Source organism: Fibrobacter sp., assembly GCF_045112255.1.
Taxonomy (GTDB): domain Bacteria; phylum Fibrobacterota; class Fibrobacteria; order Fibrobacterales; family Fibrobacteraceae; genus Fibrobacter.
The window spans coordinates 99,456-119,060 of record NZ_JBGUHR010000045.1 but is presented as its reverse complement, the minus strand read 5'-3'; the positions used below and the strand labels follow the sequence as shown (position 1 = coordinate 119,060).

The window sequence follows — 19,605 nt, the reverse complement described above, 5'->3', positions numbered from 1 at the left end:
TTTGGTTAGAGCACCGGCCTGTCACGCCGGAGGTTGCGAGTTCAAGCCTCGTCTATCCCGCGATAAAGCACTTCTCTTTGAGAAGTGCTTTTCATTTTTCTCCTTCCCCCAAAAATGTTTATATTAAAAAACAAGAAGGAGTTTTTATGAAGAAAATTCATAAGTATATACTCATAGCAATTATTTGCGGGCTTATTTTCTTTATTCTCGGATTCCCCTGCCGAGAGCTTTTCAAAATTTCCGACACGACCGAAGTCCGCATTGTGGCAGCACTCCCCCTTCTGTTCGGTATTTCCTTTGGATTTGCAGGTGCCCTCGGCTGCGCCATCGCAAACCTCGTTGCAGATATTATGTCGGGCTATGATGCGATTATTTTCATCCCAGGATTTTTCGTCCAAATTATTTACGGTTATGTCCCCGCCGTTATTTGGAACCGCCTCCGTCGTAACGATAAGAACAAATTCAAGCTTGACAAAGTTTACAAGAACGTGCAATACATGCTCATTGTCATTCTTGATTCACTAGCCGCAGCATTCATGGTCGTAAGCGTCATCAAGCTCAAGTATGACGAACAATATTTCTCGATGCTCTCGGCAAACATCTTCTTCAACCAGTTTATCACAATGGTGATTGTCGGCTTTCCGTACCTGATTTGCGCCTCGCTCATTTGTCAGCGAAAAATGCGTAAAAAACAGAACAAGTCTACAAAGTTCATCTTTTCGTTTTCACTCAATGAAAAATTTATTCTGTTTTTCCTCGCCACAAGCATCATCATCTCGGTCGCCATCGGAACCGCAAGCTACCCGAGCATAGCGCTTAAATACGGCGAAAACAACCTTTACCTCTGGAACTACGTCTACTTTTACATCGGCGCTTTACTGAACATCGGCATATGGGTTTCACTCGGGTTTCTCTACTACATGGAACGCACTATCACGAAACCTATCGAAAGCATGAGCGAAATAGCAAAGACTTTCGGCCAGAATACGGATATTTACGAAAGAATCCACAATACGCTGCAAAAATGCCACCAGTACATCTACTTCACCTCTGAAGTCGGTAAGCTAGCACGTTCGTACGAAGAAATGGCAACGGAACTCGACGATTACGTAAAGCACCTGACCGAGGCCACGGCCAAGCAGCAGAAAGTCCATACAGAACTTTCCATCGCAACGACAATCCAGCGAGCATCGCTTTCAAAGCCAGTCAATGTCGAAGGATTCGACAACTACGCTATGATGCGCCCCGCACTTGAAGTTGGCGGCGACTTTTACGACAACCTCATGATTGACGACGACCATTTGGCCCTCGTGATTGCAGACGTTTCGGGCAAAGGCGTACCCGCAGCGCTCTTTATGATGGTCTCCAAAATCGTGCTGAGGCACAACCTGCAACAAGGCCTCTCGCCCGCCGAAGCGCTCAGCCGTGCGAACGACGAACTAGCCGAGCACAATGTCCACGACATGTTTGTCACATGCCTTTGCGGCGTACTGAACATCAAGACGGGTCACCTCGTCTACGCCAATGCCGGTCACGAAAAGCCATTCATTAAGCATGCGAACGGAGATTTCGAAGTCGCGCCCCTCAAAAGCGGATTCGTCCTCGCCGGCATGGAAGGCTACAAGTACAAAGAATTCGAAGTGCAACTCCAGCCAGGCGACACGATTTTCACCTATACCGACGGCATTCCCGAAGCCACAAACGAAAAGGACGAGGAATTCGGCATGGAACGCTTGCAGAACGTCTTAAACGAGTCCAAGAACGACTCGATTCGCCTCCTATGCCGTAAAGTCCGCATGGCGGTCAAGGATTTCGCCGGGAACGCCCCGCAGTTCGACGATATCACGATGCTTGCGTTCAAGATGAAGTAATTTTCTGATTTAGAAACCGCTGTTTTCACTTACTCTGTACAAATATTCCAATTTGGAATACACATATATTATTTATTTAGCATATTTTAAGTTATTTTCTTATTACATACAAGGAGAAAATAACTATGAATTCAATAAAACTTACCGCCATGACGCTCGGACTTATCGCCGCAGGCGCTTTCGCTCAGACTACTCCAGCACCCCAAACTGCAACTCAGCCAGCACAGCAACCTGAAGCATTGCCGAACCCGCAACCACCTGCTCCTCCACAAGCAACAGAAGTCACCGCAGAAAAGAAGGGGCCTGAATTCAAAATTTCAGGTAAAGCCGAATTCGATGCTTACGGCGACCTCAACATGGAAGACAACAACAAGTTCATGCACAGCTACACTTCGAAAGTTGATGTTGACGTAAACGTCAAATTCAACGACAGCTGGTCTGCATTTGTGGAAATCGAAGCCGATGGAGACCTCGAAAAGCCTTCCGTGTATTACAACAAAGCTTTCGTCACATACACTATAAATGAAAACACCTCGTTTAAGTTCGGTGATCTGACGTTCTCAGAAGGTGCATTCAACTTCTACAAATTCGATGACCAGGGAGTCAACGCCGCCGGTATGAGGGAACACGACATCCGCGGTCTCGAATTTAACTACTTCGGACTCCAGCTCGGTTTGGGTTTTGGTCGTCACAACAACGACGCTCCATGCGGGAAATTTACGGACTGCCCCGAAGAAATCGGCAAAAGCTACGATGCACACGCCGCATACCAATTTGAGATCGACGGTCACACATTCCGTCCGTACATCCACTACAAGAGCTGGCAAAACGACAAAGCCAACGAACTCCACACAGGCTTGGATGCAAATCTCGCATTAGGACCGTTTGACATCCACACTGTTTATGGTTTGCATGTGGACCGCCTGACAAAATCCAATCCGAACGGAACGCACGCATTCTTAATTGAACCAGCATTAAATCTCGACGGGTTCCAACTCAAGACCGGCTTCTTCTTCGCCATCTTCGATGACGACCTTGCATTAGCCACAATTCACGGCGATGAAATTCCGGAATACAAGTTCGCTTACGGTGAAGCCGACTTTACCATAAACGACGCCTTAACGCTCGGTTGCGTCATAGAATGGCACACAAACACCATTGATTCCGATCGCGAACTTGGAACGTTGGAATTAGGACCACGCGCCTATTTCTCCCCGGTCAACAATCTTGACATAAAGGGTTTTGCAAAAGCAATACTCCCCTTAGGCGATGACTGGGAATCTTTAACCCACGGACAATGGGTCAGCACAAAGGACTACGGCAAAGAATTAAACCTCTCCTTCGGTGTTGAAACCGTTTTCAAATTCTAGACCTCCGAAAAGAACACTTAAACGAAATTCCTCGGCGAACTGCCGGGGAATTTTTTTCGTTATTGACAGGCTAAGTATTATTAGCTATTTTAGCTAACAAACATTAGCCATACACAAAATATTGCGAGCTACGAAACAAGAGGCGCCATGTCCACAAAGGAAAAAATTCTCGAAACCGCATTAACGCTATTTGCCAAAAACGGATACGACGGCACCAGCGTGGAGCAAATCGCCCAGGATGTCGGCATCAAGGCGCCGTCGCTTTACAAGCATTTCAAAGGCAAGGAAGACATTCTAAACTCGCTCATCGACATCGCCGAAGCGCGTTACGAGGAATCGTTCGGCTCCGCGAAAAAGGTCGGCGCAATCCCCGAAAACATCGACGGATTTATCCACGAAACGATGAAAAAAGTGCGCTTCACAATGACCGACCCGATTATCAAGAAGATGCGCATTTTCTTGGTGCAGGAACAGTTCCGCAGCGAGCGCCTCGCCGAAATCACGACAAGGCATCAGGTGGACGGACTGTTGCAAATGTACCAGAAAATTCTCGAAACGCTGATGACCGCAGGGATCATCGTGAAGGACGATCCGCAAATGCTCGCGACAGAAATCACTGCGCCCGTAGCACTTTGGATTTCTAAAGTCGATCGCCAGCCGAGGTGCGAAAAAGAAGCGCTCAAATTCATCGAGAAGCATTTACAACATTTTTTCAAGACATACGCAAATGGAAACAGATAGATTTATACTCCGCCCTTGGTACGAAAGCGACGCCGAAGTTTTGTTCAAGTACGCAAGCGACCCAGATGTCGGTCCGCGAGCCGGTTGGGAGCCGCACAAGAATGTAGAAGAAAGCCTGCAAATCATCCGCACCATTTTCGGCGGTGATCACATGTGGGCTATCGAGCTAAAAGAGACCGGAGAACCCATCGGTTGCATCGGTTACCTGCTCAAAGGCGAAAGCAACATCGATATTGGCGAGAACGAAGCCGAAGCCGGTTACTGGATTGCAAAGCCTTACTGGAACAAAGGTATTTGCACCGAAGCATTGAAGTTGATGATAGACTATTGCTTCAACGAAAAACACATTGATGTTCTTTGGAGCGACTTTTTCATCGACAATCCCGCCTCTGGCCGCGTGATGGAAAAATGCGGGTTCCGCGAAACAGGCGAAATGCGCTACTGCGAAAATCTTTATGGTGGCAGCAAGCGACCCGTGAAAGTGATGAAACTCTGCCGAAACGGATAAAGTCGTCGGCGAACATATTTAAAGGCAAAAAATGGCAAAAGAAATCGATCCGAAAAGTACAACTAGAGCGAAAGCATTTGAGTTTTGGATGCAAGCGCCGAATCCGATGGTGACATTTTTCAAATCGCTAAACGTCACAAGACTCGTGAGAATCAGCAAGAAACGCGGCTTGAAATTCAACATGCTTATGGATTACTGCATCGGCAAAGCGGCGGCAGGCATTAAGGAGTTCTACATGCTCCCGGTAAACGGCAAGCTCATGCAATACGATTCTATTGCGGTAAACACAATTGTCAAGAACGACGATGGCGAAGTCAGCTCTTGCGACATCCCATATTCCGAAGATTTAGCGACATTCAACCGCAATTACCTCAAGTACACAAAAATCGTGGCAGAAAGCTGCCAAGACTGGGACTTGTCCGAAAACAGCATGGTCATCGGAACATCGGCTATTATCGATACGGAAATTGACGGCGCAGTCGGCATGAATTCCGGCATTTTCAACAACCCCTTCATGATTTGGGGGCGCTACAGAAAGCGTCTTTTCCGCTATGAATTGCCAGTTTCGTTCCAGTTCCACCATACGCAAATGGACGGCGCTCACGCCGGGAAGTTCCTCGCAAATCTGCAACAAGCGATTGACGAACTTCGATAAAATTCAGTGACACTTTTCAAGACCTTAGGTGTTACATATAAAAAGGAGATTCTCGCTGCCGCGAGAATGACAATAAAATGACTTTAGTTTTGAATACATTGGAATCGGGCGATTGCTCGGAACAGATTAAAGCACTTTTTGCGGACAAAAATGAAGAAATAGAAATCATCAACACCGCAAATTTGAAGATTTTGCATTGCATGGGCTGCAACAACTGCTGGCTGAAAACTCCGGGTGTTTGCGCTATCAAGGACGACTACGAAATCATTCTCAAAAAGTTGGTCGCAGCCGAAAATCTTTGGGTTGTGGCTGACACGAAATTTGGTTTTATCGACTACTGCGGCAAGCGAGTCTTGGACCGCGTTGTTCCAATGCTGAACATGTACATCGAATTCCGCGACGGCTGGGAACGCCATCAGTTGCGCTACCACGCAATAAACTTCGGTGTCATTTACAAGGGCAACGGCGACCAAGAACTGCTCGAAGAATGGAGCATGCGGGTCGCCAGAAATATGGCAGGGCGTTCACTCGGCGTTATTAGTTTAGACAAAGATGAGGCTCGCGAAAACGCCGCAATTCCTTCTGCAAAATACGTCGCGCCCACTTCTGCCGAGCACGTCATTATCCTCAACGGAAGCCCGCGCATCAAAAAGAACAGTAACACAAACAAGATTATCCAAGCGTTTGCCGAAGGACTTGAAGAAGCAGGAATCACACACAAGCTATATTCGCTCTCGAACCATGCAGAATGGGATGAAGCCCGCGAAGCATTCATGACAAGCGACAATATCATTATCGCCGTGCCGCTTTTTGTAGAATGTCTGCCGAGTTTGCTGCTTGAATTTTTGAGCACGCTCCCCACGGATCGCAAGCAACCGGCAAAGCTCTCGTTCATTCTTCACGGCGGATTTGACGAAGGTCACCAACTGCGACTTGGCGAAAAGTTCTTGCAGTCACTCCCCGCTCAGCTCGGTTGCACTTACGGCGGAGTCCTCGTGAGAGGCGGCAGTTTCTTGCTTCGCAACCGAGAAAACAGTTACATCAAAAAGATGACCGACAAGATGCTCGCTTCTTACACGGCTATGGGACAATCTTTCGCCCGCAACGGAAGCTTCACAACTCCTGAAGCACAGAAGTTCACAGGTCCCGAAAAGAATCCAAAAATAGGAGTATTCTTGTTCAATCTCATTTTCAAGCGCATCGTCAGAAAGAACTTCGAACGAATGGCACAAGAATGGGGCTGCACGAGCCCACTTGACGACAAAGTCTATAGCAAATAAAAAGGAGAAATCATGGAATTAAAATTTTGTCAGAGCTGCGGGATGCCGCTCACACCGGAAATCCTCGGCACTAATGCCGACGGCAGCAAGAGCGAAGAATACTGCATCTACTGCTACAAAGATGGCGCATTCACCGGCGACTTCAACATGGAACAGATGGTAGAATTCTGTTCGCAGTTCGTCGATGAATTCAACAAGAATACAGGCAAGAGCCTTACCCGCGAAGAGTACAAGGAGGAACTCCGCAAGTATTTTCCGACACTCAAACGTTGGAAATCAAGCGACGCCGAGCTTCCTCATGCAAATTCGCCGATCAAGCAAAAGCTGATTGAAGAAGTCAACGCACTTAACATCAAAGACATGCCGACCATCGACAACCTCTTCGTATTGCAAGGCTCGTTCATCAATCAGGAATACAAGATCAACGGCAACAGCATCAAGCTTTTGGACGATAACGCAAGCTACTGGGGCAACCAGGTCGAAAAGTTAAACGCCGAAGGCCGCTGCTACGGAATTGCCTGCGACGAGCACTACATTCTTGTGAGCGAATACGGCAAGAACGGTACCGATGCCGAAATTGTCGTATTCAAGAAGAGATAGCGTCACCCCACCTCCAGTAGAAGTCCGCCCATCCCCGCCCCATTCACTTGCCAAACAGTCTTACTTTAGCTATATTCAGCCCGCTATCAAGCAAAAAGCTATGGGGATATAGCTCAGTTGGTAGAGCGACAGGTTCGCAATCTGTAGGTCATGGGTTCGACTCCCACTATCTCCACGTAAAAGAGGCAAGCATCTGCTTGCCTCTTTTGTTTTCCATATACACCAATTTTCTAATCAAATTATCCTGTCTACCGCCTACTTCCTACTGTCTACTGTGGCAAAGCCACCTAGATATCCCATTTCACGCCGAGCTTGAGCTGCGTGAGAACCGTGCTTTCGCGGTACAATCCTTTGTAGAAATTAGGCAAATTCATGTGTTTGTAGTTGCGTTCCAGCCCTAAATAAAAACTCATCATCTTGTATTTCCACGAAACCAAGCCGCCCCATGTGCCATTGAACTTCTTGATTTTCTTGAAATCCTCGTCGGGGCCGCCAACCGCAAAACCATAGAACAAGTTCATTTTAGCTTCAACAGAGATGCGGTTTTTAAACTTGTACGAAATTCTAGAACGGAAAACAGGACCAAACCACTGGCCCATCATCTGGCGATAAACAATACTTTCCACAGAAGGTTCAGCAGGAGAATTTGCCTCATACGCTTCATATTCCGCATCATCCATATCAACGCCATGGTCGCTCAAATACTGCCAATAGTCATTATAGGTGCTAACAGCTTGCTTGTACTCAGCATAAGATTCCATAAACGATTTATAATCAAAAACAGAATCTGCTTCAAATTTTGCACCAACATAGACCGTTCCGTTCAAGCCTTCCGAAACCGTCCTATGCCATGAAGCATACGCCGCAAAAGACATCGGACCAGAAGTCTGGTAATAAGCCCACGCAACAGCACCAAGGCGCTGTTTTTCATACTTGTACAAGTTTTTCTCAAACCAGAGATAAAAATCCGAATAAAGTTTTTCGCCCTCGATATTGAAATCATAGCCCAAGTCCAGGAGCATTCCTCGCCCCATCAACGTGTATTCCAACCCCAGCACGAGATTCCAGTCGTTCGTATCGAGAACCGACATTTCGTCGTTATTCAAGAAATAATCGCCCTGCACAGAAGCCGCAAAAGTGTGCGACCAAATTCCAGAAACATAGTCAAAATACGGGTTCACATTTACAAAAAGGTCTCCGCCTTTTTCCGCAATATCCAAACCCGTTTCCTTGTAATGCATGCCGTAAAGTCCAAGCTCACCCGCCACATGAAATTCCCACGGGTTCGCTTCATTTGCGGCACTAGAAGTACCGTCATCCGCTAAGCCAAGAGCCGATTTATACTCTCGAATAATTCCCTGAATTTCTTCGGTGTACTCGCCAGGCAAAGCTATAGCTTCTTCAAAAGCCCGAAGCGCAGCCGTTATATCGCCCGCCTCTTCAAGCTTCATCGCACGATAATACGCCTCCTCTTGCGTCTCAGCAAGAAGCAGAGCCACAAGCACAAGCATCATAAGACCAAACAAACGAATCATTTACTTTTTCGGGAACGGTCCCTTCTCCCATTCACGCGGGTTCTGCCTTTCCCAGGGATTACGTTCAACCGGACGCGGCACAAACGGGCGCATCGGCTCCATGCGGCCGGGGCCAAACGGAACAAATCCACCACGTGGATTATTGGGAGGTTCCTTTTCGTCCATTTTCTTTTCACGGACGAGTTCGTCCTTCGGCTTTTCCACATTTTTTTCAAGTGGCTTTTCTGCAACAGGCGGCATTTCCGAAACCGCAGGCTTCGCGATCGCTTCGCGCAGGTTTTTCTTTTCCGCTGCCGAATTATTCCTCAAGTCCTCGAGAATCTGCTCGCGGGCAATGCGGCGTTCTTCACGCATTTTCTGCCAGTCCACGTTTTCCTTTTCGGACATTTTCGGGACTTTGTCCAAAGATTCGGAGCGCTCGACAGGCGTCGGGACGCTTGCTTCAGGGCGCGATTCAAAATCGCCCGCCATGGCGGTCGCCGCCATCACAGCGGATGCCATTACAATCTTTTTCATGGTGAGTCTCCTTAGATTGAGCTTCAGCATTTTACAAATCACCCCTATACCTTAAAGTCTTCTTTTTTCAAGCCCAGGCGTTCCATGATTTCACGCAGCACCTTGCGGTCAATGCCAAGAATCGTAGAGGCTAGCGTGAGGTTCGCATTCGTGTCCTTGAGCGCGCGCGAAATGACTTCGCGTTCAACCGCTTCGCGGGCTTCCTTGAGCGTACGCGGCGATTCCTTCGCCTGTTCCTGCATGTCGTCGAGTCCTAAATCCTTGGGCTGGATGACGCCATGAACGGCCTGCACCAGGCCTTTCTGCACACGGTTTTCGAGTTCGCGTACATTGCCCGGCCAGTGGTAACCGAGCAGCGCCTTTTCGGCGTTACGGCTGAGGTGGAATTTTCCACGGCCATATTCTGCACCATAGCGCTGGATAAAATTCTCCGCCAAGAGCACCACGTCCTGACCGCGATCGCGCAGCGGCGGGAGTTCAAGCGGCAACACCTGAATGCGGAAATACAAGTCTTCGCGGAATCGCTTTTCACGTACCGCCTCTTCCAAGTCCACATGCGTTGCACTGATCACACGCACATTCACCGGAATTTCACGGTTGTCGCCCACACGCGTAATGTGCTTCTCTTGCAACACGCGCAAAAGCTTTACCTGCATGTTGAGCGGGAGTTCGCCGATTTCATCGAGGAAAATCGTTCCGCCATCGGCTTCTTCGAAAAAGCCCTTCTTGTTTTCGATCGCGCCCGTGAACGAGCCCTTGGCATGCCCGAACATGAGCGATTCCATTAAGTGCTCAGGAATAGCGCCGCAGTTCACCGCAATAAACGGTTTCTCGGCACGCGGGCTGTGCTTGTGGATGTAACGCGCCATCACTTCCTTGCCCGTACCCGTTTCGCCACGGATAATCACTGGGAGCGGAAGCGGCGAAAGCTTGTCGGCCATCGCAATCACATCGACCATCGCCTTCGAAGAATAGACAATCCCATCCTTGCGGACAACATTCTTAAGCGTATCAAGCGATTCCTTGTCGCGCAAGCGATCGTAAGCGGCAAACGCAAACTTTTCACAGACCGCCACAAACGAGTCAAACAAAGCGCTATCTTCGTCGGTGAACGGCTCCTTGCGGGCCGCGCGTTGCAAATAGAGATAACCCGCCTCGGAATCCGGCGTCCTAAACGGCGAGACCATAATGCTTGTGAGCTGGTTCTGCACAATCGACTTAGACAAATCCGCCGACTCGTCATCGAGCTGGTTCCACACCACGGCCCGCTTTTCATTTTTCGCAAGTCGAACCGCCGAAATCGAAATAGAAACCTTCTCCGGATTCGAAAAGTGGAGAGGTTCTTCGCCACCAATATCTAGCACAGCGGCATCGGCATGCAAAACGCCTTTGGCCACCTCAAGAATTTTCGGGAAAAGAGCCTCCGGCTGTTCCTCATCTAAAAGAGTCTTGACCACATCAAGCATCTTTTCTGTGGCGAGCATGGATTCCGATTTCATAAAAAGCCCTTTTGCGTTTATGCTGCTATTCGGCAGAGGGCACCGGGAGTTCCATGAGCAAGCTATCCACCTTCAGATCAGGGGTCCTCTCGCTTTCTACAGATGACTCAATGTTCCTCGACCGCTTTAACAGCCGGTCCCCTGTCGCATCGATACCGAAACGCATTGTTCCACTCGTAAGCAACAGAACTATCAGAACTAATATAAGTACCAAAACGCTCAAAACGGCCCATTTTAGCCGATTATTTTTCTTACAGACAACAAACGGAAGTCCCTTTTCAAGGGTCACTGGAACTTTTCGCCCCACATTCAGGTCGCCATCCGGGCGATTAATGGACTTGGCATATTGGGTAACGCAACCCGCAAGCGCAATCTCACCATGCGATACTTTATCAAGTGCAATTTCGAGGATTTCATCAAGCTCGTCAAAGTCTTCGACGCGGTCCGAGATTTCTGCGCAGAGAAGCCCCGACCAAAGCGGTTCCAGCGCCGAGAGCTGTTGAGCACCTTCGGGCGTTTCAAATGCACCCGTTGCATAAAGCTTTTCCGAGATGTTCAAGTCCTGCACGTTCGCCATCTGCTCGGCAAACTGCTCATAGCCATCTGCCGTGATCAAGTCCTCGCCCGCAATCCAGCGGTACAGCAAAAGCCCAAGGCTGAACAAGTCGCTCTTTTCATCGGCAGGCTTGCCCTGGAAGCGCTCCGGGGCAGCATATGCAAGTGCGCCCGGCCCGACAATGCCGCAGTCAATCAATACCGTACGCAGTCCCTGGTCTGCATTTCCGCAACCCACGCCGTCCACGGCAAAGATCACGTTCGCAGGACTCAGGTCGCCATGCGACACGCTTTGTTTGCGCAAAGAAGCGAGCGTCCGCGCCACTTGTCTCAGCGCCACAAGCGCAACCGCAACAGGCATCCGCCCAAGCGTTTCCGAAGAAACACCATCTATATAATCGTAAATCAGGTAGGGCGTTCCATTGCAGTTGCCCCATTCTTCAATGCGGTACAGTCCCGGCTCACGAACCTTGTGCGCACGTTCAACAACGCTTTCGTCAAACGAGAATCCGTCATGATACCACTTGAGCACATACGGCGCACCGCCCACGTTCAACAGGTAAATCGAGGCTTCACCACCACGATGCAGCAAGGCGCCACCCTTCACGGAGTCCAAGAGCGTTTTTTCAAATTTTCTCATGGCTTACCCGCTCACAGCTTGCCCGAATAAACCATCGCCTTGAGTGAGTCTTCCGCTATGCGCGTCCACTTGGCAAGCACTGCATCTTGCGGCAGCGCCTCGCGCCCCATCGACCAGATATCCCATGCGGATTCGTAGTCGTGCGCGTTCCAGTAAAGGTTTCCGAGATTCACATACGCCGATGCAAATTTCGGTTCCTTCGTCACGATGTACGCATAAATTTTCTTGGCGCCATCGGTATCGCCTTGTCCGGCAAGAATCAACGCCTTCAGATTATAGCTAAAGTAATTTTCCGGGTCCAGCTGAATGGACTGGTCCAAAAGCGACATCACCTTCGCCTGCGCATTTTCGGCAAGCATCGCACGGGCAAGGTAAAAAAGCGATGTCGAATACATTGGCTTCGACTTCTCGCTAGAATCGACTACAGACAAAATCTTGAATTCGCGAACCGTACGTTCCCAGAGCGCAAGAGTGCGTTCCTTCAAGCGTTCCTTGTCCTCGGCAATGGCATAATACGCAATGGCAAGCCCATAGCGGGCATCGCGATTTGCTGGTTCCGCATCGAGCACTTTCGAGAAGTTCGCGACAGCTCGGTCGTAATCGCCAATGCGGAGCGCCTCGTCACCGCGAGCGAGATCGCTCCCGCTGCATGCGCAAAGAACCGTCGCGACAAGCATCGCGAACAGCAACTCCAACGCGCCTAACAACCGGCAATAGACAACCCGACCTAACATGGTAGTAAGTATATATAAATTTTTAGACGAAAGACGAGAGACGAGAGACGAAAGAATGTTGTAATTCTGTCAATGGCTTCGAGTTACTAGTTAGTAGACAGTAGGAAGTATTTAATTTAGCGGCTTCGCCGCGATTGTTTCAATTCCGAATTCATAGCTCCGAATTCCCAATAAAAAAACGCCTTCCGGAAATATCCAGAAGGCATTCTCTTTTACGAAATTTGTTTGTCGATTACTTTTCGATTTCGTACTGAGCAACGAGGTCGCCATTGGCATCGAGAGCACGGACGACGTTTTCATCGCGCTGGAGAGTGAGATTCGTGGTTTCACCCTTGGATGTCGTGTACTGCACAGAGAGGGAGCCGTCTTCGTTCTTCACAGCAGCAACGGAGTTGCCCTGAGCATCCTTTTCGAAGTAAGAGTCTCCAGAAGCCATCGGATTAGAACCCGACCAGAATTCAATGGAGTTAAAAAGGAGGGCGTCGCCAAGCAAGCTAAGTTCGTAGACCGGCAAGATCCAGAGCAACACGTGCATGCAGAAATTTGCCCACTTATTGCCGAAGGTTCCATTCCACTTATGGACCTTGTTGAATACGGCGTAGCTACCATAGCAGCCGGTCAGCGCAATTGCACCAGCACAGAGAAGGGCCAGGATTCCTTTTTTCATGTTTACATACTCCTTATAATTAAGTGTTTTTTTGTTTCGTTAAAAATATAAGAAAGAATATTTGGATTTGCTAGTTGTGTTCAATTATTATCCAATTATTTTTCCGAACCGTTTTGTTCCGTGAGTATCGTCACATGTGGTTTTAACATTCTAAAGCGTTTCAAGTCCTGCAATTTCACCCAGCGAAAGTCGTCATATCCATATATACGGATAAAATTACGTTGTAATTCGACGTCACAAGCAAAGAGCCGACCTCCTTCGCCATAAGCAAAATCTACAGCTCCCCAATGATGGATTTTTTGCGGAATTGCCGTTAATCGCTCAAAAATCGCCTTTTCCAAGGAATCTTCGAGAGTTTCACCTTCGTCTATCACTTCTGTTGGAGGTTCCCAAAAACCTGGAAAATTCATGCCAACAGGTCTTTTGCACAACAAGACTCGCCCCTTTTTCAGAACAATTCCACAAACAGCCAGCATTTTACCCCTCCTCAGATTTTCATCATAGATTTTCAACAGATTTTGTTTTATCTTATTTAGCAAATTTACAAAAAACATATATATTAGTTATAGTTTTTAATGGTTTGGAAAAAGGAGAAGGTTCTATGAAAGGTTTTCTTCAACTCATATGCATCATCTCGTCAATCGCAGTATCCGCCACCTTTGCAGCAAAGGCGCCAGCAAAGCCCGCACCTACGCAAGACGCTCTCACCGTCTGGATCATGCCTAACGGGGCATCTCCCCAAGAAAAACTTGAACAGAGACTGAACCTTTTCACTAAAAAAACAGGCATCAAGACTAGAGTCGCCGTCTTGGACTGGGGTGAAGCCTGGAACCGCATTTCGACAACGCTGGCCACAGGCAACGGCGCCCCGGACATTCTCCAGCTCGGCACGACATGGATTCCGTATTTTGCCTCCCGCGGCGAAATCAAGGCTTTAAACCCCTGGCTTTCATCAATCGACTCCAGCAGGTTCGTCCCCGTAAGCTGGAAAACGACCCGCATCGATTCCGACACGATCATTTACTCCGTGCCATGGTTCATCGACATCCGCCCAATTCTTGCAAACAAGCGCATCCTCAAGAAGCACAATATCCAGCCTGAAGATGTCGCCACATTCGACGGATTCGTGAATGCAGTCCGCAAAGTGAACAACGCCCACGAAGTGCTCGATGACGGCACCAAGGTCCGTGCATTCGCATTCCCGGGCAAAAGCGACTGGAATATTCCGCACAACTTCGCCCCCTGGATTTGGAGCAACGGCGGCAACTTCATCGAAAAAGACAACAACGGCAAATGGAAAGCCGCAATCCTTACCCCCAAGACCATTTACGGTATCGCCAAGTATCTGAGCTTTGTACTTGATACGCTTGTGAGCACGGACGCCTTGCAAATGAACACGGCCCAAATCGTGCAGCACTTTAACGCAGGCGAACTCGCCTTTATCGTGAACACGTCCGAAGTCATCATGCAGACCCGTTTCGAAGGGGCAAAGGGCGGCCTTATCAATACGAGAATCGGCAAGGATAGCGTAATGGCACTCCCCATCCCGACAGGCACAGATGGATCCATAAGCTTTATCGGAGGCAGCAACCTCGCCATCCCGGCGGGCAACAGCAGGCCCGAAGCTCTTGAACTTTTGCTGTTCCTTACGAATGACGAAAACCTAAATTCCTATACAAAACAGATAGGCATGCTTCCCGCCTCGAAGAAGGTGCTCAAGAACTGGTCCAAGGACGATGACTACAAGACGCTCGTGACCATGCTCGAATCCGGGAAAACGTATACAGCCATCCCGGAATGGGGCGATATCGAACAAATTCTCGTTTCCATGTTCAGCGCCATCTGGGATCACCTTGAAATTCCAGCACTTTATTCCGAAGAAAAAATTTACGAAATTCTCACAAACTATTCGAACGAAATCAACAGACGGTTGAATTACAGAAGCGCAAACAACCTCACATTTGCCGAATTCCGTTCAACATGGCACAAGGCCCTGGGCATCAAGGACAGCAACGGCAATTCCCGCCACATCACCGAACAGCCTAAGCCAAACCCAGAAATGGATTCCGGATTTAGCCGTACCCCCTGGATTTTTGCCATTGCGGTTCTCATAGGCTTCATTTTCGCCTTCACTCGCAGAAAGAAGCGCTAACGGAATGTTAATCCATTAGTTATATTTCTTATAAAAGATACGTATGAGTTTAAAGATTTCCAGTCTCACGAACAGCATCATTATCAAGAGCCTGTTGCTCCTGATAGTTTCAATGCTTGTCATCGTGATGATAGGAACATACATCTTTACTCAGAGGCAAATGAAGACGACCTTGAAACTGAGCTACGACACAAACGAAACTCAGCTTCAGCAACTAGCAAACACCGCAAACAACGAAATGGAACAGTTTGCAAGCCGCCTTTCACTTTTAGCCAAGACATCCGAAATACAGAGCATGGACAAGCTCACAGCGGCAGGGTACCTCAAGAGCTACAATATCTCATCGCTGTTCATCTCTGGCGAAACCATCTCCCTTTTCGACAGAAATTACAATCTCATCTGCAACAACTCCATGATGGGTTCTGCAAAGATCAGCTACCCCATCGAGTTCAACCGAATTTCACCCCACCGGCCGACCATTTCACCATGGTACCGCGATGCAGACGGCACACCCAAGCGCGCGTTTGGCGTTGTCGTATCGGACCGAGCCATAGGAGACGGTCGACTGATTTCGAGCTTTTCAATCCGTCGCCTCTGGAAATACTTCACAGACTATAAAGTCGGGCAGAACGGCATCCTCATCGCCTGCAACAGTCAAGGCGAAATTCTATACCACCCGGACATGAGAACGTGGCTCGACGGAGTCCACAAGATTTCGGAGCTTGGACTTGGGGACATGAACCTCAAGCAAGACGACGATGGAAACATTCAATTCCTTACTCTTGATAACGGAACCTCCTACCTCATCAACAGGACATTCAATCCGACTTATGACCTTGGTCTTATCGCACTGCAGCCCAAGAAAGAAATCGACACGATGGTATCGTCGGTTCAGCACGTCAGCCGAATCATTCTGTACAGCTCCATCATCGCCATTTTGCTTGTGTCCCTCTGGCAAATCCTGATTGTCTGCAAGCCGCTAAACAACTTGATTGACCACATTTCGCAAATTACAGAAGGGAACCTCAACATCGAGGAGTTCAAGGCGAAGAGCAGTCAGGACGAAATTGGCAGACTGGCTAAAGTATTTAACCAGATGCACGCAACCATCAAGCGACAGATTCAAGAACTGAACGCACACAGGGAATTGCTCGAAAAAGAAGTCAAGGAACGCACCTACGAGCTTGAACAAGCTAACAAAAAACTGGACTTGATTTCGAGAACCGATGAACTCACGCAATTGCCGAACCGTCGCGATATGCACAGGACGATCGAAAAGGAAGTTGACCGTGCAAACCGCTTTAGGAAGGCTTTCAGCATCATCTTTATCGACATCGACCATTTCAAGGATGTGAACGACACGTATGGACACGCCGCAGGCGATGCCGTGCTCAAGTCTGTCGCGAGCACGATACGCAGTCTACTCCGCAAGTACGATGTGCTCGCCCGCTACGGCGGTGAGGAATTCTTGACGCTCCTACCAGAAACAGAACTGAAGGATGCGGCGCACGTCGCTGAACGATTCCGCAAGCAAATCGAAAATCAGACCATATTCTTTGGCGGATACGAAATCAAGGTGACGATTACGCTTGGCGTAGCCCAGTTCGATAGCAGTCAAGGCGCAGAAAAGTGCATTCAGCTCGCTGACAAGGCGCTTTACGAAGGCAAGGAACACGGTCGAAACAAGGTCATCCTCTGGAGCGATGACAAGGCTGTTGAAAGCACCGACAAACCTATTGCATAAATAAGATTCGCAAAATTTCTATTTTTGCGTTCATGAACATCGACTTCAACCGTAGACTTTCCATCGCGCCGATGCTTGACTGCACGGACCGCCACGAACGTTATTTTTTGCGTTTGCTTTCCAAGCATATTCTGCTGTACAGCGAGATGGTCGTTTCTACGGGACTTCTGCACTGCGAAAACAAGGACTTGTTTCTCGGGCACGAGCCGTTTGAACACCCGGCTGTATTGCAGCTTGGCGGTAGCAATCCGGCGGATCTCGCCGCCGCATCAAAGCTCGTGGAAGCAGCAGGCTTTAGCGAAGTCAACTTGAATTGCGGTTGCCCTTCGGACCGTGTGCAGAACGGGAACTTCGGCGCATGCCTCATGAAAGAGAAGAACGTCGTCGCCGATTGCTTCAAGGCGATGCAGGACGCTGTTTCGATTCCAGTTTCGATCAAATGCCGCATTGGCGTCGATGACCTGGACAGCTGGGAATTTTTCACGGACTTTATCCAGACCGTGCGTGATGCAGGCTGCAAGATTTTCATCGTGCACGCGCGCAAGGCTTGGCTCAAGGGTCTATCGCCCAAGGAGAACCGCGAAGTGCCGCCGCTCCATTACGAATTCGTCCACCGCCTCAAGGCGGAAATGCCGGAGCTGAACCTGAGCATCAACGGCGGCATCAAGACGCTCGACCAGGTCGAAGAACAGCTGAAGGATTTGGACGGCGTGATGGTCGGCCGTGAAGCCTACGAGAATCCGTGGTTCCTGCACGATGCCGACGCAAGAATCTTCGGGGACGTTCGCCCCGAAAGTAACGACCCGGCAGAGATCATCGCCGGAAACGCTCGCCCCGCCACGCGAAAGGCGCTTTTGGAAGCCTACCTCCCCTACGTCGAGAAGCAGACTGCCGAAGGCTGCCCCGCGACGATTCTCGTGAAGCACCTCTACGGGCTTTTCGCAGGACTCCCGGGCGCCCGCAAATTCCGCGCCACGCTCAGTAACGAGAGTCCCCGCGCCCACCTCTACGGAGGCGCCGCCGCCCTCATCAGGAAGGCAATGGAACTGGTTGGTGAGACTAGAGACTAGAGACGAGAGACGAGAGAAAACAAACAATCTCTCGTCTTTCGTCTGTAGCCCCAAAGTGGGCGTTCTTTCGTCTAAAAATATTCCCAACCCCTTGACAACCAAATAAAATTTTTCTCTATTTGGTGGCGTATTTTTAAGTTTAACCTTTAACGGAGATACAACATGCCTTGCGGAAAGAAAAGAAAGCGCAGGAAGATTGCGACTCACAAGCGTAAGAAGCGCCGTCGTCGTGACCGTCACAAAAAGAAACTTCGCTAATATCCGTTAGCATTTTCTTGTGATTTCCTGTAAAAGACGGAGTGTAAAAGCTCCGTTTTTTCGTTTTTCATTTAGAAAAGTGACCAATTTTAGCGCCAAAAAGACCTTTAATGATCAAAAACGGACGTAAAGATTCGCCCAAAGGAATAGAAATGATAGATCGCAACAAACACTTCCTCCGCTTGACCGACTGGAGTGAAGAAAAAGTTCTCGAAACCATTGAGATCGCCTCGCGTCTCAAGGCTGAAGTTCACGCTGGTAAGGTCTCTGACCGACTCCACGGCCAGAACATCGCCATGTTCTTCGAAAAACCGTCGCTGCGAACTATTACGACTTTCCAGGTGGGCATGAACCAGCTCGGCGGCCACGCCGTGCTTCTCGCTCCGGATTCTATCGGTCTTGGCAAGCGCGAAAGCGTCAAGGATGTTGCCCGCTGCCTCAGCCGCTGGGTCAACGCCATTGTGGTCCGTTGCTTCAAGCAGCAGCTCGTCGAAGAACTCGCTGAATACGGTACAATCCCGGTCGTGAACGCATTGACCGACGATTACCATCCGTGCCAGGCTATCGCATTTGCGCAGATGATCAAGGAAAATCTCGGCGGATTCACAAACGGCAACAAGCCGAAGACGGTCGCCTTCATCGGTGACGGCAACAACGTCGCCAATTCCTTCCTTGCTCTTTGCTCTAAAGTCGGTATGAACTTCACACTCGCCTGCCCGAAGGGTTTCGAACAGCCCGCCAAGGTTGTCGAAGAAGCTCAGGAAGGCTTGAAGAAGCACGGCTGCCAGTACCGCGTTTTCAACGATCCGAAGGAAGCCGTCAAGGACGCCGACATTCTCTATAGCGACGTCTGGGTTTCTATGGGTCAGGAAGGCGAAAAGGCTACAAAGCAGAGCCACTTCTTGCCGTTCCAGATCAACGACGAACTTTTGAAGTACGCACCTTCTCACTGCAAGGTCAGCCACTGCTTGCCGGCTCACCGCGGCGAAGAAATCACGGACTCCGTGATGGACAATCTCGACGTGAACATGAGCTACGAAGAAGCTGAAAACCGCCTGCACGCTCATAAGGCAGTGCTCTGGCAGGTCATGACTCCGTTTGCATAATCTTTTGCCTTATAGGCTTCGCTATACGGCGTTGCTCACCTCCTCACGTACGATTTGTACGCTACGGAGGATTCGCGCCTGGTCTAACTAGCCTCTAAGACAAA

General features: G+C 49.2%; 18 protein-coding genes and 1 tRNA gene. 12 read left to right on the top strand and 7 right to left on the bottom strand.

Annotated elements, in window-relative coordinates:
* The first annotated feature begins 146 nt into the window (after nucleotides 1-146).
* The 8 genes from ACJMM9_RS06555 to ACJMM9_RS06520 all read left to right on the top strand — a co-directional run bounded on the left by ACJMM9_RS06555 (nucleotide 147) and on the right by ACJMM9_RS06520 (nucleotide 7,200).
* The gene (locus tag ACJMM9_RS06555) at nucleotides 147-1,871 is read left to right on the top strand and encodes a SpoIIE family protein phosphatase (RefSeq protein ID WP_405324881.1); all 1,725 of its coding nucleotides are present in this window, start codon (nucleotides 147-149) and stop codon (nucleotides 1,869-1,871) included.
* 125 nt (nucleotides 1,872-1,996) lie between these two features.
* Entirely contained in the window at nucleotides 1,997-3,241 is a 1,245-nt protein-coding gene (locus tag ACJMM9_RS06550; protein WP_405324879.1) for a hypothetical protein, read from the top strand.
* Between the two features lie 147 nt (nucleotides 3,242-3,388).
* The gene (locus tag ACJMM9_RS06545) at nucleotides 3,389-3,982 is read left to right on the top strand and encodes a TetR/AcrR family transcriptional regulator (RefSeq protein WP_405324877.1); all 594 of its coding nucleotides are present in this window, start codon (nucleotides 3,389-3,391) and stop codon (nucleotides 3,980-3,982) included.
* Nucleotides 3,969-4,490 (top strand): GNAT family N-acetyltransferase, encoded by a 522-nt coding sequence (locus ACJMM9_RS06540; protein WP_405324875.1) that lies wholly within the window; start codon nucleotides 3,969-3,971, stop codon nucleotides 4,488-4,490. Before ACJMM9_RS06545 ends, ACJMM9_RS06540 begins: the two co-directional genes overlap by 14 nt.
* Nucleotides 4,491-4,521: 31 nt before the next feature.
* Entirely contained in the window at nucleotides 4,522-5,145 is a 624-nt protein-coding gene (locus tag ACJMM9_RS06535; protein WP_405324873.1) for a CatA-like O-acetyltransferase, family 2, read from the top strand.
* A 77-nt stretch (nucleotides 5,146-5,222) separates the two neighbouring features.
* A complete protein-coding gene (locus ACJMM9_RS06530) occupies nucleotides 5,223-6,425 on the top strand; it encodes an NAD(P)H-dependent oxidoreductase (protein ID WP_405324871.1) in 1,203 nt (400 codons plus the stop codon).
* A gap of 12 nt (nucleotides 6,426-6,437) precedes the next feature.
* Complete coding sequence (locus ACJMM9_RS06525) at nucleotides 6,438-7,025, top strand: zinc ribbon domain-containing protein (RefSeq protein WP_405324869.1); 588 nt, start codon at nucleotides 6,438-6,440, stop codon at nucleotides 7,023-7,025.
* Between the two features lie 102 nt (nucleotides 7,026-7,127).
* Nucleotides 7,128-7,200 (top strand) — tRNA-Ala (locus tag ACJMM9_RS06520).
* 112 nt (nucleotides 7,201-7,312) lie between these two features.
* Here the strand turns inward: ACJMM9_RS06520 and ACJMM9_RS06515 are convergent.
* The 7 genes from ACJMM9_RS06515 to ACJMM9_RS06485 form a co-directional block, all read right to left on the bottom strand.
* A complete protein-coding gene (locus tag ACJMM9_RS06515; protein ID WP_405324867.1) occupies nucleotides 7,313-8,560 on the bottom strand; it encodes a hypothetical protein in 1,248 nt (415 codons plus the stop codon).
* Nucleotides 8,561-9,076: a hypothetical protein gene (locus ACJMM9_RS06510; RefSeq protein WP_405324865.1), complete on the bottom strand. Its 516-nt coding sequence runs from the start codon at nucleotides 9,074-9,076 to the stop codon at nucleotides 8,561-8,563.
* 44 nt (nucleotides 9,077-9,120) lie between these two features.
* Entirely contained in the window at nucleotides 9,121-10,575 is a 1,455-nt protein-coding gene (locus ACJMM9_RS06505) for a sigma-54 interaction domain-containing protein (RefSeq protein ID WP_405324863.1), read from the bottom strand.
* A 25-nt stretch (nucleotides 10,576-10,600) separates the two neighbouring features.
* Nucleotides 10,601-11,770, bottom strand: a complete 1,170-nt coding sequence (locus ACJMM9_RS06500) for a serine/threonine protein kinase (protein ID WP_405324861.1) — start codon at nucleotides 11,768-11,770, stop codon at nucleotides 10,601-10,603.
* A gap of 11 nt (nucleotides 11,771-11,781) precedes the next feature.
* On the bottom strand, nucleotides 11,782-12,465 hold the full coding sequence (locus ACJMM9_RS06495) for a tetratricopeptide repeat protein (protein WP_405324859.1): 684 nt from the start codon (nucleotides 12,463-12,465) through the stop codon (nucleotides 11,782-11,784).
* A gap of 271 nt (nucleotides 12,466-12,736) precedes the next feature.
* Nucleotides 12,737-13,171 (bottom strand): DUF3332 family protein, encoded by a 435-nt coding sequence (locus ACJMM9_RS06490; protein WP_088640732.1) that lies wholly within the window; start codon nucleotides 13,169-13,171, stop codon nucleotides 12,737-12,739.
* A gap of 95 nt (nucleotides 13,172-13,266) precedes the next feature.
* Complete coding sequence (locus tag ACJMM9_RS06485; RefSeq protein ID WP_405324857.1) at nucleotides 13,267-13,647, bottom strand: NUDIX domain-containing protein; 381 nt, start codon at nucleotides 13,645-13,647, stop codon at nucleotides 13,267-13,269.
* Nucleotides 13,648-13,772: 125 nt separating this feature from the next.
* Here ACJMM9_RS06485 and ACJMM9_RS06480 point away from each other — a divergent pair, with 125 nt between their 5' ends.
* From ACJMM9_RS06480 to argF, 4 genes are all read left to right on the top strand, one after another.
* Nucleotides 13,773-15,323: a sugar ABC transporter substrate-binding protein gene (locus tag ACJMM9_RS06480; protein WP_405324855.1), complete on the top strand. Its 1,551-nt coding sequence runs from the start codon at nucleotides 13,773-13,775 to the stop codon at nucleotides 15,321-15,323.
* A gap of 43 nt (nucleotides 15,324-15,366) precedes the next feature.
* The gene (locus tag ACJMM9_RS06475; RefSeq protein WP_405324853.1) at nucleotides 15,367-17,067 is read left to right on the top strand and encodes a diguanylate cyclase; all 1,701 of its coding nucleotides are present in this window, start codon (nucleotides 15,367-15,369) and stop codon (nucleotides 17,065-17,067) included.
* 32 nt (nucleotides 17,068-17,099) lie between these two features.
* Entirely contained in the window at nucleotides 17,100-18,137 is a 1,038-nt protein-coding gene (gene dusA, locus ACJMM9_RS06470) for a tRNA dihydrouridine(20/20a) synthase DusA (protein WP_405324851.1), read from the top strand.
* Between the two features lie 410 nt (nucleotides 18,138-18,547).
* Nucleotides 18,548-19,501 carry an ornithine carbamoyltransferase gene (gene argF, locus ACJMM9_RS06465; protein WP_405324849.1) on the top strand — a complete coding sequence of 318 codons (954 nt, stop codon included), beginning with the start codon at nucleotides 18,548-18,550 and terminating at the stop codon, nucleotides 19,499-19,501.
* The last annotated feature ends 104 nt before the right edge of the window (nucleotides 19,502-19,605 follow it).

Bases quoted from the DNA above. Each gene is read 5' to 3' on its own strand.
- ACJMM9_RS06540 (WP_405324875.1), top strand. From the start codon at position 3,969: ATGGAAACAGATAGATTTATACTCCGCCCTTGGTACGAAAGCGACGCC.
- ACJMM9_RS06485 (WP_405324857.1), bottom strand. From the start codon at position 13,647: ATGCTGGCTGTTTGTGGAATTGTTCTGAAAAAGGGGCGAGTCTTGTTG.
- ACJMM9_RS06535 (WP_405324873.1), top strand. From the start codon at position 4,522: ATGGCAAAAGAAATCGATCCGAAAAGTACAACTAGAGCGAAAGCATTT.
- ACJMM9_RS06530 (WP_405324871.1), top strand. From the start codon at position 5,223: ATGACTTTAGTTTTGAATACATTGGAATCGGGCGATTGCTCGGAACAG.
- ACJMM9_RS06525 (WP_405324869.1), top strand. From the start codon at position 6,438: ATGGAATTAAAATTTTGTCAGAGCTGCGGGATGCCGCTCACACCGGAA.
- dusA (WP_405324851.1), top strand. From the start codon at position 17,100: ATGAACATCGACTTCAACCGTAGACTTTCCATCGCGCCGATGCTTGAC.
- ACJMM9_RS06545 (WP_405324877.1), top strand. From the start codon at position 3,389: ATGTCCACAAAGGAAAAAATTCTCGAAACCGCATTAACGCTATTTGCC.
- ACJMM9_RS06550 (WP_405324879.1), top strand. From the start codon at position 1,997: ATGAATTCAATAAAACTTACCGCCATGACGCTCGGACTTATCGCCGCA.
- ACJMM9_RS06475 (WP_405324853.1), top strand. From the start codon at position 15,367: ATGAGTTTAAAGATTTCCAGTCTCACGAACAGCATCATTATCAAGAGC.
- ACJMM9_RS06490 (WP_088640732.1), bottom strand. From the start codon at position 13,171: ATGAAAAAAGGAATCCTGGCCCTTCTCTGTGCTGGTGCAATTGCGCTG.
- ACJMM9_RS06555 (WP_405324881.1), top strand. From the start codon at position 147: ATGAAGAAAATTCATAAGTATATACTCATAGCAATTATTTGCGGGCTT.
- argF (WP_405324849.1), top strand. From the start codon at position 18,548: ATGATAGATCGCAACAAACACTTCCTCCGCTTGACCGACTGGAGTGAA.
- ACJMM9_RS06510 (WP_405324865.1), bottom strand. From the start codon at position 9,076: ATGAAAAAGATTGTAATGGCATCCGCTGTGATGGCGGCGACCGCCATG.
- ACJMM9_RS06500 (WP_405324861.1), bottom strand. From the start codon at position 11,770: ATGAGAAAATTTGAAAAAACGCTCTTGGACTCCGTGAAGGGTGGCGCC.
- ACJMM9_RS06480 (WP_405324855.1), top strand. From the start codon at position 13,773: ATGAAAGGTTTTCTTCAACTCATATGCATCATCTCGTCAATCGCAGTA.
- ACJMM9_RS06505 (WP_405324863.1), bottom strand. From the start codon at position 10,575: ATGAAATCGGAATCCATGCTCGCCACAGAAAAGATGCTTGATGTGGTC.
- ACJMM9_RS06515 (WP_405324867.1), bottom strand. From the start codon at position 8,560: ATGATTCGTTTGTTTGGTCTTATGATGCTTGTGCTTGTGGCTCTGCTT.